The 12487-nt window shown below is 39.0% G+C and carries 11 protein-coding genes and 1 pseudogene; 4 read left to right on the top strand and 8 right to left on the bottom strand.

Annotation, left to right across the window (positions count from 1 at the left end; translation table 11 throughout):
- Nucleotides 1-85: 85 nt before the first annotated feature.
- From pyrH to QPK24_RS10225, 8 genes and pseudogenes are all read right to left on the bottom strand, one after another.
- Nucleotides 86-823 (bottom strand): UMP kinase, encoded by a 738-nt coding sequence (gene pyrH, locus QPK24_RS10260; RefSeq protein WP_285748398.1) that lies wholly within the window; start codon nucleotides 821-823, stop codon nucleotides 86-88.
- Nucleotides 824-1418: 595 nt separating this feature from the next.
- A pseudogene (locus tag QPK24_RS10255) lies at nucleotides 1419-1646 on the bottom strand (aminoglycoside phosphotransferase); the annotation flags it as partial.
- Between the two features lie 93 nt (nucleotides 1647-1739).
- Nucleotides 1740-2210: a GNAT family N-acetyltransferase gene (locus tag QPK24_RS10250; RefSeq protein ID WP_285748396.1), complete on the bottom strand. Its 471-nt coding sequence runs from the start codon at nucleotides 2208-2210 to the stop codon at nucleotides 1740-1742.
- Nucleotides 2211-2511: 301 nt separating this feature from the next.
- Nucleotides 2512-3486, bottom strand: a complete 975-nt coding sequence (locus tag QPK24_RS10245; protein ID WP_285748394.1) for a phosphotransferase enzyme family protein — start codon at nucleotides 3484-3486, stop codon at nucleotides 2512-2514.
- A gap of 93 nt (nucleotides 3487-3579) precedes the next feature.
- Nucleotides 3580-4278: an SAM-dependent methyltransferase gene (locus tag QPK24_RS10240; protein ID WP_285748392.1), complete on the bottom strand. Its 699-nt coding sequence runs from the start codon at nucleotides 4276-4278 to the stop codon at nucleotides 3580-3582.
- 54 nt (nucleotides 4279-4332) lie between these two features.
- Complete coding sequence (locus tag QPK24_RS10235) at nucleotides 4333-4968, bottom strand: hypothetical protein (RefSeq protein WP_285748390.1); 636 nt, start codon at nucleotides 4966-4968, stop codon at nucleotides 4333-4335.
- A gap of 120 nt (nucleotides 4969-5088) precedes the next feature.
- Nucleotides 5089-5550 (bottom strand): hypothetical protein, encoded by a 462-nt coding sequence (locus QPK24_RS10230; protein ID WP_285748388.1) that lies wholly within the window; start codon nucleotides 5548-5550, stop codon nucleotides 5089-5091.
- A gap of 633 nt (nucleotides 5551-6183) precedes the next feature.
- The gene (locus QPK24_RS10225; protein WP_285748386.1) at nucleotides 6184-7692 is read right to left on the bottom strand and encodes a GGDEF domain-containing protein; all 1509 of its coding nucleotides are present in this window, start codon (nucleotides 7690-7692) and stop codon (nucleotides 6184-6186) included.
- A gap of 317 nt (nucleotides 7693-8009) precedes the next feature.
- Here QPK24_RS10225 and QPK24_RS10220 point away from each other — a divergent pair, with 317 nt between their 5' ends.
- The 4 genes from QPK24_RS10220 (at nucleotide 8010) to QPK24_RS10205 (ending at nucleotide 12474) form a co-directional block, all read left to right on the top strand.
- Entirely contained in the window at nucleotides 8010-8711 is a 702-nt protein-coding gene (locus QPK24_RS10220; protein WP_160036979.1) for a response regulator transcription factor, read from the top strand.
- The gene (locus QPK24_RS10215) at nucleotides 8708-9691 is read left to right on the top strand and encodes a sensor histidine kinase (protein WP_285748383.1); all 984 of its coding nucleotides are present in this window, start codon (nucleotides 8708-8710) and stop codon (nucleotides 9689-9691) included. The genes QPK24_RS10220 and QPK24_RS10215 overlap by 4 nt, the downstream gene beginning before the upstream one ends.
- A gap of 100 nt (nucleotides 9692-9791) precedes the next feature.
- Complete coding sequence (locus QPK24_RS10210) at nucleotides 9792-10562, top strand: ABC transporter ATP-binding protein (RefSeq protein ID WP_285748381.1); 771 nt, start codon at nucleotides 9792-9794, stop codon at nucleotides 10560-10562.
- Nucleotides 10537-12474 (top strand): ABC transporter permease, encoded by a 1938-nt coding sequence (locus QPK24_RS10205; protein ID WP_285748379.1) that lies wholly within the window; start codon nucleotides 10537-10539, stop codon nucleotides 12472-12474. The genes QPK24_RS10210 and QPK24_RS10205 overlap by 26 nt, the downstream gene beginning before the upstream one ends.
- The last annotated feature ends 13 nt before the right edge of the window (nucleotides 12475-12487 follow it).

Here is a 12487-nt window from a genome sequence, read left to right as displayed (position 1 = left end):
GTCTCCCTGTCAGAAAACTCCTTGAACTTCTCTTTCGTGAAATGATCTTTTCGCGAAATTAAGGGAGACTAGTCCTCTAGCATCTTCATTCCAACTCTAAAATTGATTCACCACTAATTATCGTACCATTATTCTTACCTTCACAAATTTCTTTCATTGAACCTGGTTTATCGAAGTTAAACACATGCATTGGTAAATTGTAGTCTCTTGCCAAAATGAAAGCTGATTGGTCCATTACTTTTAAGTTATGTTCTAAAATGTCGTTGTAATGAAGCGAACGAAATTTCTTTGCATTTCTATCAAATTTAGGGTCTGCATTAAGAACACCATCAACACCTTGCTTTGCAACTAATAAAGCGTCAGAATTGACCTCAATGGCTCTTTGTACTGAAGGATAGTCTGTTGTAACATACGGTTGACCGTTCCCTCCTGCGAAAATTACAATGTAGCCTTTTTCTAGATGGTGGGTTGCTCTTAGACGGATGTATGGTTCAGCAACTGAAGTAATAGGTATTGCTGTCATTACTCGCACTTCCTTTTTCGTCTTGGCTTTAAGAACTCCGCGGAGCATTAAACTATTTACTACAGTTGCAAGCGTCCCAATGTTATCAGCTTCTGCCCTTTCGATCCCCCAGCTTTCGGCCATATTACCTCTGAAAATGTTACCCCCACCTATAACTAACGATACTTCAACGCCTAAATTTACTACAGACATAATTTCATCTGCAATATAATCTAGCCTTTCTGGCTCAAAACCAAATTCAGAGTTTCCTGCAACTGCTCCACCACTTAGCTTAACGAGAACCCTTTTGTACCTTGACAATGACTACACCCCCCATAAAATAAAAAACACTAAAGCAATAAATGCTTTAGCGTCTTAATGGAATGGAAATATGAAATTACGCATGTCGACTGAATGTAAGTCTTCTGTTTCCACCTCATACTCCCACACCTCCCATATTTTTCCTTTATGTATTTTACATTACGAGAAGTTAAATTGCAATGACTATCCTGCCATTTTTCTTTAACGTAATGCCTATGCATCAAGCTATTTATACGAATTCTAAAACAAAATAGTAAAAAGCGTCACCGTAAGCTCATTGGATTTTTTCTCATCCATCCACCAAACCCCATATGAATAGTAGTAGACTCCTATTTAGGCAGGTGCTTAAAAAATATTTTCTTTATCCATTACCTCCGTCTATTACCTTCAGTAATTTGTTCAACATGAAACTTGTTCGGTAGAGGCCCATAATCTATCAAGAACTCAATTTCAGCTCTAGGTTGTACACTTCTTCGTCAATTTGATTCCAGCATTGGTGGTTGTTCTCCTGTGAGTCCTCCGTTCGGCGGTCGAACTCCCATTTCTTTATCGCTAGGTGAAACCAGAATTCTTCCCTTTATCGCAATGGCATTGCTTAATCAGTGAGAGCACGTTTTATGTTCGCTCTTGCTTCATCAACTAACCTCTCGTCATTGTCATCAATTGCCTGCATCATGATTCCAGTTGGAATATATACGGCAATCAAACGAGCTAACATCTTAGTTTCTTCATCTACCTCCCCATATACATTAAAAAAGTCAGCACGCGCTTCCGGGGGTAAAAAGCTATACACAACATTCAAATCACAAGCAGGATGTCCTAATTGACTGTGTATTAATCTTGAAGCCAATTTTTCAGAAACTTCCCATTCTGCATCCCATTGATTCGAACTTCCCATCCCACTTTCTCAACTCCCTTAATTCAATGACTTCTTTAAATCAATCCTTGTATAAGTTTTCTCATATGCTATCCCGTCTTCATTATGGAATCGTGCTGTTTTGGAGTATGGTTCAGTAATTTGTTTGTATCCAAGCTTGGTTATAAGCTTTATCATTTTCGGATTTTCAATTGGATCAACACTAACGAATATTTCAGAATAGCCAAGTTTGCTTGCCATTTTTTCGCGTTGTCTAATTAAATTCGAACCAATACCATGGCCACGATATTTCTCATTTACATATAAGTCACTCAATTTAGGATATAAGTTACCCTTCAGTTTTAAAAGACCGAACCCCAAAATGATGGATCTATCCATCTCAGCAACAAGGAGATATACTTCCTTATTTTCTTGTTGGTTCAAATACGTTATTAATAAATCCTCGTTATTTCTCACATCAAGTAAATCTTTAATATCTTCTTTCTCCGCCAAGCGTATGCTGTATTCCATACCCACCTACCTCCCAGTACTTCAATCTCTCACCGATACTATGAATCTTAGATAATACCATAATAGAACTAATTTTCTTGTTCGTGTTATGAGGCCATACCGTTCTTCCTGGTTGACGTTTTTATCATTTTCCCTTGTAATTTTGACAAGTGATTAGCTTGTATAGTCTAACAAAGGCAGCAGATCATGAGGATCAGCTGCCTTTTAATTAAGCTATCGTTCTATCGTGTTCATTTTGATAACCAGCAATCTATCATTCTCTTATCAGACTTTATAACCAAAGCCATAGAAGAAGTATTTCTTAGCTTATATCGTTCTCTTCACACCATTCTTTTAAAAATTTTACATTACCGCTAAAGTGGTCACCGTAATTGTTAGCTCCCCAAACTTCTGAATTCCCTGTATGAAGTCCCATTAACCATATTTCTCTAATTGCTACGAAGGTCGAAATCGATGCTAGGTCGATATCCGATAACGGTTTGATTTTAAGATACGATTCTAAAAAAATGTTCCAAGATTCGTTCTTGAAGTGTTCTTTCGTACGCCCTCGTACTCTTGACCAGAGGAAAACAGAGAGATCATATGCCCTCCATCCATAACCCCCGCAGTCAAAATCAAAATGAGTTAAAGTATCATTATGAAAGTGTACATTCCACCCATGAAGATCCCCGTGACATACTCCCCACTCTAAACCATCTGAAATATTTTCTACCCGTTTTTGTAAAAGCAATGCCAAGGATTCCAGATACGCTATATCTTCGGGTCTGTCTGAAAAAACGGACTTAATTGAATGGATAGGCTTCGTCAGCAAATGATCTAAATCAATAGAAAATCGATTATGACTACACTTGAAAGGATCCATGACCAAATGCATCTTAGCTACTTGTTCTCCATATAACAACGCGCTTTCCTTATTATCCAAGAAATTACCTTCCGCATAGGTAAAGAGAACAGCGAAACGTAGTCCCTCAGGCGCCTGAATCTCAGTAATATAATTACCGTCCTTCTTTGGTAACGAATAAGATACGGGAATTCCTTTTGATATCAAGTATCCTAATAGTTCAATTTCAAAATCAATATCGCTCTTATTTCGCCAATTCGTCTTGTAAATACGTAATATATATTTGCTTTCATTGGTGGTTATTAAATACGTATCATTCAATCCATTACATAGAAATCTACACTCCAATACATCTCCAAGGTTATAAAGTTCATAGATCATCGAACGTAAGTCATGCGATGAAATGACTGAATAATTAACGGCCGGTTTGTACATATCATTCCTTCTTCCACCACTATTCAAAAAAATGGACAATGATAAACATTCGATGTTTGCTTATTCATTTCTTTGAAATGAGATTATTCCATATTAAACCTTCTTGATGACTAACATACTATTTGCGCCCTTCTGAAATTCATATGGCACCTTGATTTCTTTTGTAACGCAGCCTTGGCTTTGTATCACACCGACGAGCTTATCTAAATGTCCATATCTATTACTAGATAGGTCAATTAAAGGAAATATACGTACTTCATCACTTGTAACACGCAGTAACTCCTGTATGGATTGTAAATGGAATTCATAATCAAACCGATCGGCGTACATGAACAGGAAATGTGCGGAGAGAGTTAATTCAAATTCACAATCTTTGAATGGCAATACAGGTAAAATAGCAGGAATATAACGATTAGGGTACTCTTTCATATCACTCGAACAATCAAATAATGCTTGTATTCTATGTTTTTTCAATCCTTCTACTGACTTAAAATAATCCCAGGCATAATTACTTTGTGCCTTTTCCATGTTTAACATCGCATGCTCGATATCATCGAATCCTTTTTGAGCAAGTTGTTCAAAAGGGTAATAATAAGCAATGTCTGATGCCGTAGCATCTGCACCCTGTGTATTTGCCATTGCGGTAAAAGAACAAGCACCTGCAGGACAGTCAAGAATCTTTCGTCCACGTAATTCCTCTTGAGTAAGGTTGAACATTAACAGGTACTCGTCAAATGTTCTTCCAATAAATACAACACGATTTAAATCTAACTTCCCCTCTGCTCTACTCATCTCAACTCATCTCACCTTTCTCAACTGCTTATTGTCTTTCCGCTTTTTCCATTGCTATTGCGGTATTTTATCCACCGTCTCTAATGTCATATACAAAATGTGCATGATATGATTCTCCCGAATCGCCTGCTTAAGCTGCCCAGCATCAGATAGATCATGGTAAATGATCCGCCCATTTGTATTCATTATATAAGCACCTAAGATTCGTTTTTCCCCTTCCATCAGCAGAACATCTTCATCTTCTGGCAAGGCCTCCGCCCACGAAGTGGAGATTCCCTGTCCTTCCTCCAATTTTGCTTTAGGTAGTTCATATAAGCTAGTACTTGTTCCATCAACATTGAACTGAGCAAGTATCTTATCTCCATGATTCATTAATACCAGCCCAAGATCATACTTGTCATCTTCTCTTTCTATAAAATTACCTGTAGATAATTCTTGAGTCTCTTCCTGGAGCTGCCCGCCAATATAGGTATCAATTCCAAAATGAACCCATTTCTCTGCTCCATTCGGAATAAATGCGCTATAAAAATGCGCCTCTCCAAGATGCAGATCCTTAAACGTTTTTTCATATGCAGGCTGGACTTTATTAACGATCGTAGCCTGCGCTGACTGTTCTTCCCTCGTACATCCTGTAAAAACCATAGAAACTGCAACCGTTACGATAGCGATCCAAGCAGAACGTTTACGCATTCCATCACTCCCTCTCTATAGTAGGAACGCAGTTGCACACAAAAGGTTATATGGCTAACGTCTTTGTAATACAAAAAGCCTGATGTACTGCTCACTTACTCAAACCATTTTTCCCACTGTCTATTGTGCTGACTTCACAGCCAGGAATTCTTTTGCACAAAGTTCAAGCCCATAACAAAAAGAACGATTTTGTGAGATATAAAATGAGGAAAGGTCATAACGATGTTTGAGATTTTCATAAGTAACTAATAGGCGATATCCCATCCGCTGCATTGCATACTCCACAAATTGATCCGTATTTGGACCTTCCATTAAAGTAACATACGCATATAAAGAATGGTCCTCCGGTTCATCAAGTATACTCACGCCTGCACAGGAATACTCTGTTTTGAAATCAAGCTCTTTTAGAGCCATGAGAGCGGGATAGATGGAAGCATCGACTTCTATATCATCAAAAAGCAGTAGTTTTTTTTGCCAATTTTCTGGTTTCGGACGTTCAATCCAAGCGGCAAGTTCCCTCTTGCGTCTCTTCCACCGCTCTGCAGATTGATTACTCCATAATTGTTCTATATCCTGCTCCAAACTGCTTTTCTCTCCCTTTTGTTCAATATATTCTCATCTCATTCTACTACAGCGATGAGGAAGTGAATACCACACATATAGGATCCATGGTAAAAATTAGAGCATTAGAGCAAACAAAAAGGAGGCTCTTCAGCCTCCCGCATTCTTTACATTTCACTTATTATAAATTTCTAAAATAAAGTGAATCATTTTCATAACTCATTAAAACGATAAATTTGTAACGATATATAGGCAAATAGAACCTTTTTGATCTATATATCATCCTGATTGAAGCAACTAAAGGTATTATGAAATTGATTCAGGTAAATTAATTATTAAATCTGTGCTGAGCTCTTCCGTTAAGAGGTCAGCACTCTAGGTGTATGATATCATCCTGCTAGTTAAACCTTTTTTAAACCCTGAGAGATTTGTTCCCTCTATAACATCTAATTGCTTTTTCAGTAAACTATTATTCGTAGTGCTTATGTCATTCTTAAATGTTTCTTGTACTTTCTACTTAGCTAAATCAATTACATCGTACCTCTAGCTTGATTTAACCATTTGTAAATTATTATAAATTAGGTGGCAATTCCTTACTGTGATGTTTTTCACATTTAGAAGTCGTGAAGTCCTTATGATTTGTTTGAATTTGTTCTACTGACGATGATCTTTGTTAATATAAAATCTGTCTTTACCCAGCCTTTTTGCGATATATAGTCCATCATCTGCACATTTATAAAGATCATCATAACTATTGATCCTTTGATCTACATAGGCAGCTCCGATACTCGTTGAAAGTCCGTAACGATCATAATAGCTGCTTAATTCCTGTCTAACCGTACCTAATAAAGCCTCAAGTTTATCTGATAAAATATCTGCATCAATATGTGAATGGATAAAAACAACAAATTCATCTCCGCCCATTCTCGCGACAATGTCATTTTTTCTAAAATACGATTTTAAACAACCTGCAAATTTCTCTAGTACTTTATCTCCTACCGGATGTCCTAACTCATCATTCACCAATTTAAAATGATCTAGATCAAAAATAAGCATCGTTCCTTGTCCCGGTTCATTTTTTAATGAAGTTTTTACTTTCTTTTCTAGTCCTGCTCTGTTGCTAAGCAGAGTTAAAGGATCCATTTCAGCACCTTCTTGTGCTGCATGAAGTTCTTGCTCTATTTTCATTTTCATTTTCATATCATCGGTTTTATCCATAATCATCCCGTAAAACTCGTTTTCCTTATGAAAGGACACAATGCTGATATATCGATCGTTTTCTAGCGCAATAATGTCTTCTTTAGCGTCACATATCAATGAAGTAAGATAGTTTTCAAAACCTTTCGGTGTCTTCGTCATCTCATTCCATTCCTTATCATTCACCCCTAAGATACACGGTGTATTATCAGAGAAGAAATTCTGGTTAATGGAATATAGACACTCAAACACGGCCGCATGACTGCCGATGGCAGAAATCATCCTCGACATTCTTTCTCTTTTTGTTTTATAACTATCTTTCAAGTCATTTAGTACCGCTGTGATCTGCCGAAACTCTGTATTGTATTTTGTTTTAAATGTAATATCCATATTTCCAGCCATTAACTCTTTAATATTCGATTCAATGGATAAAATATCTTGTAAGACATATCGTCTAAGATGATACCTGACTATCATAATGACACTGATCAGGACAGCCAACATACCTGCCAAAAAGTAAGTGATTTGTATTCGCATCGTCCTGAATACCGGGGCTGCCTCCACATAAGTGCCAAGGATCAAATCATCTGTATTTTTCGTTTTAAGAAACTTTTTCGTTCCATTGATATTAATAAGTTTTCCGTTGTAACTGTTACTCAGGATCGATACATATTCTTCTGTAGATTCCGCATCATCTATATTTATTTCTTGCTCATTATTTTGACTTATATCCACGATCTTGCCTGTATTCCCATCGACAACAAATACGGTTTGTTCAACTAAAGTCGGTATATTCTTTATCTCGCTTTTCTGATATAACACTTCGATTTGTTGAATCGTCTCTTCCAGTTTCTGAAATATGGTCTTACTTTTTGCGAAAAATATAATTCCCGCAAACGATATGAATATGAACATAGATAAAACCACAAAAGTGAATCCTAATTTTTTGAGTATGATTTTCTCCATATATACCTCGCATATACCAGAAATACATCATGAATCGTTGTTCTCCCTAAGATTGCCAATGCTAAATGATATTATGCCGCTCAGGACATCTGCCGATTACCAGTAACCCTTAGTTGATTCAGCATAGGCCAGTAACGATAATGTAATATATCAATATTAATAATAGTGTATAAATAACAACGATAACACTGCCACATATTAGCAATCATGTTGTCCGCGGTCACAGCGAGTATATTCAAGATTCACCTATATTTTTTCTTCATTCCACAAAATTTGATACAATCAAGTAGATTATATTGCTCTGAAGGAGAATAAGCATGTTTAAAATATTCATCGTGGAGGATGACAGAACGTTAGTCACCTTGCTTGAGAAACGATTACATAAATTTGGTTTTGATACTTTTGCCGTCTCCCGCTTTGATACCGTTATGGAAGATTTTGAAGCTTTTCAGCCCCATCTTGTCCTGCTGGATGTGAATCTCCCTCGTTATGATGGATACTACTGGTGCAGACAAATTCGAAATCGCTCTACTTGTCCCATTGTGTTTATATCCGCGAGAGAAAGCAAAATGGATCAAGTAATGGCTCTTGAAAACGGAGCGGATGACTATCTCACCAAACCCTTTGACTATGATATTGTCATTGCTAAGGTAAACAGCCATCTTCGCCGAGCATTTGGCTCGTATTCATCCCGTGAACAAGATCGTTCAATAACCGTGGCTGGTCTTACGCTGAATATGGAACGACTCGCTTTATTTTATCAAGAGGAGCGGCTCGACCTTAGTCATACGGAGGCAAAAATTATGGACGAATTCATGAAAAAACCGGGCCAAGTGGTATCCAGGGACCGATTGCTTGAAAAGATTTGGGATGAGCATACTTTTGTTGATGATAATACGCTCAATGTCTACATTACCCGCGTTCGAAAGAAGCTGAGTTCTTTAGGACTGACGGATGCCGTAGAAACGATTCGAGGCTTAGGCTATAGACTGCGTTCAGAACTGGAAGAGAAGATATGAAAAAAGGGATCTTGCTGTTTTTAAGAGAACAAGTGCCATTACTATTTATTTATATGCTTCAGCTCGCGCTCATTTCATTCGTCTACTGGCTTGGGGGGATGCGTGATTCTTCCCTTTCCCTGTATGCGATCCTGCTAAGTACAAGTCTACTGATCTCTTACTTGATCTATCGCTACTATACGCACCGGCATTTCTACGAACGACTTGCCAGACCTAAGGCGGTCCCTGATGAACTAACCTATCGGTCTGAACATGCGCCGCTGGCCGAAAGCCTTCATAAGCTGCTACTCCACCAAGAGCGAAAACAAAAAACAGAGCTACTCAGCGTGAAGGAACAGCTGGAACAGCATATCTATTTTATTAATCAATGGGTTCACCAGATGAAGACCCCTCTATCAGTGATGCATCTATTAAATCAAGAACGAGATGATGAGTTGTCCCATGGCATGGAGGATGAACTTGATCGGATGCGAAAAGGTCTTGATATGGTGCTGTATGCCGCAAGGCTGGATTCTTTTGAACATGATCTGCATATTGAAACGATAACACTGCGGTCCCTCGTAAGAACCATTACCTCCGATCAGAAGAGACTGTTCATACGAAATCATGTATTTCCTGTTATTCAGATACCGAGTGACCTCAAGATTGTATCTGATGAGAAATGGCTGACATTTATTATCACTCAGCTGCTTACGAATAGTGTGAAATACAGCCGCCAAGCGAATGGAAAAGTATACTTTGACAGTTATGAGCGGGAACAGCGCACCATTCTTGAAGTGAGAGACGAAGGGATTGGCATTCCAAAACACGATATAGAGCGGGTTTTCGATCCTTTTTTCACGGGGGAGAACGGACGCACCGTACCTGAATCGACAGGCATGGGTCTCTATCTTGTAAGAGAAGTCTGTGAGAAACTGGGTCACACTATTGAGATTGAATCCGTACAAGGCGAAGGCACTTGTATAAGGCTCATTTTCTAGTCTTACAAATCTGTAAGTTAACTGTAAGAATGCAGGCTGGTAAGTTCATAGCAGAACTTATTATAATAAATACGGTCAGGAGAAGGGTGGCAAAAGTGAAGTGTCGCTTCTTGAAGTAAGAAATGTATCCAAAATATATGAAGGTTCCATCGAGAATAAAGTGCTCGACAACATTCGCTTCCAAGTAAAAGACGGTGATTTCGTAGGCATTATGGGTCCATCGGGGAGCGGAAAAACAACCTTGCTGAATGCCATTGCTACGATCGATCCTCCTTCTTCCGGGGATATTAGGATTAGGGGGAACAATCCGTATCTGATGGATGCAAAAGAAATGGCACTCTTCCGCAGGCGTGAACTCGGCTTTGTTTTTCAAGATTTCAATCTGCTGGACTCCCTTACCGTGGAAGAGAATGTTGTCTTACCATTAACCCTTGATAACATTCCGCTCTCTGCGATGAATTCTCGTCTAGAGGAAGTGATTCAGACCCTCGGAATCGAGCCCATCCGTCACCGCATGATTCATGAAATTTCCGGCGGGCAAAGACAACGTACCGCGATTGCGAGAGCGATGATCCATCATCCGTCCATTGTCCTAGCCGACGAACCGACCGGAAACCTCGATTCCAAGTCATCTAAAGATGTCATGATGATGCTGCAGCAAATGAATGAACAAGAGCATGCCACTATTCTGATGGTTACCCATGATGTCATGGCAGCCAGCTATTGTCAGCGGGTGATTTTCATTAAAGACGGGAAGCTATACAATGAAATATACCGCGGCGAAAACAGACAAGCTTTCTTTCAAAAAATTGTAGATATGTTAGCTTTGCTGGGTGGAGATCGATATGACCTTACGACAGCTCGCCTTTAAGAATGTGGTTCGGAATAAACGAACCTACGCTGCCTACTTTTTAAGCAGTGCATTCTCAGTAATGGTATTTTTTATTAATGCACTGCTGATTTATCATCCTGATATCAGGCGCGGATTAAGTTCTGAACTTGCCGTACAAGCTTTTGTTCTGGCAGAATGTATGGTGTTTTTGTTTTCTTTCTTGTTTGTACTGTACTCTGTGCGCTCTTTTTTAACTTCTCGCAAAAAAGAATTTGGAATCCTGTTAATGCATGGGATGACCCTTGCTCAGCTCGGCAAAGTTATCTTCCTAGAAAATATGATCATCGGGTTGTCTGCAACCCTGACAGGGACTGCAGCTGGGGCGCTGTTTGCCAAATTATTTTTTCTCGCCAGTGCCAGGGCACTTGAGATTAGCTCTCTGCCGTTTTATTTATCATGGCAGCCTCTCATGCTGACCCTTTTTGCTTTTGTGTTCTTATTCCTGCTGATTTCTGCTTATACTTCGAGAATCGTGCGGATAGAGAAACTCATTGATCTTTTTCAAGCAGCAGCTAAGAACAAAACAAAACCGGAAGGTTCAAAGGCGCTTGCTTTACTAAGCTTGATTTTACTGGGTACAGGTTATACACTAGCAGCCGGGTCGGATACGAAGAGCATCTATATCCGGGTGATTCCGGTAGTTATCATTACCATGGTTGGAACGTATCTGTTCTACTCTCATTTTAGTGTGATTCTGCTTCAATGGATAAAAAGAAACCGGAAACTATCGCTTAGACGAACTCATCTAATTATGTTCTCAGGGCTTTCTTCCCGAATGAAAGAGCACGCCAAACTGTTCTTTATGGTGACGATGGTTTCAACGGTCTCTTTCTGTTCGCTGGGAGTATTCGCTTCGATTAATGTGGTAACTGAGCTTTTTCTGGAGGATTATCCCGCTGCTGTCGGCTATGTATCCAAAGAAGGTAATTCATCAGAAGATGCCCATTTAACGCGTATTACATCAGAGCTCAAAGCCCGAAATATCCCCTATAAAGAGGATCAAATTCAGATAAAATACGCAGCGATTCATCCAGATGAGGACAGCAAGGTATTCTCTTTTGAACTGCCCCTCATCTCTTTTTCAGATTATAAACAGGTAGTTCAGCTCGCCGGGTATGAATGGTCAGAGGAGTCCCCGGATTATAATGAAGCTTACGTTCTCATCAGTTCACAGAATGACAAGAGCAAAATCAGACTGAAAGAACGTAAAGAGTATACTCTGCTTGAGCCTGAAGTCACGATTAGAGAAACAGGTTATACCAAACACGTGATTATCCCAGATAATCTGCTCGCAGACTTTGATGACAGCTTTGAAGCGCTCGTTATTCACGATGAGTTATTTGCACGGATTGACAGTCCTGTTCGAGTCGATGAATATACCGGTTTTTATGTAGAGCACTTTGAGCAGACTGCTTTTTTAGCAGATGCACTTGTTGATCATGGACGAACACGTTATGACGCAGGAAAAACCTATGCAATGTCGGTCAGCGGTACGCTGTTTATTCTCAGAGAAAGTATGTACCGTATTCTTCTATTTATCGCGATGCTGCTTGCCGCTATTTTCTTCATTGCTGCAGGAAGTTTCTTATACTTCCGGCTCTATGCTGATCTCGATTACGATCGAAGACAGTATTTAACACTGATGAAAATGGGCCTGACTCCGAGAGAATTTCGAAGCTCTGTAACCGGGCAGCTTGCATTTTTGTTCTTTGTGCCTACCGTAGTGGCCGTCATTCACAGCATTTTTGCATTTATTGCACTGCAAAGCTTGTTCTACTTATCTATAGCATCTAAAATGGGAGTTGTGCTTTTGTGTTTTGTACTTGCCCAAGTACTGTATTTCTTTTTTATTCGTTTTCATTACTTACGAAATTTAAAAAAATCACTTTAACAAGATTGTAGGA

The organism is Paenibacillus polygoni (assembly GCF_030263935.1).
Lineage (GTDB): Bacteria > Bacillota > Bacilli > Paenibacillales > Paenibacillaceae > Paenibacillus > Paenibacillus polygoni.
The sequence above is the reverse complement of the archived record's forward strand: the minus strand, read 5'-3'. Positions and strand labels throughout refer to the sequence as shown.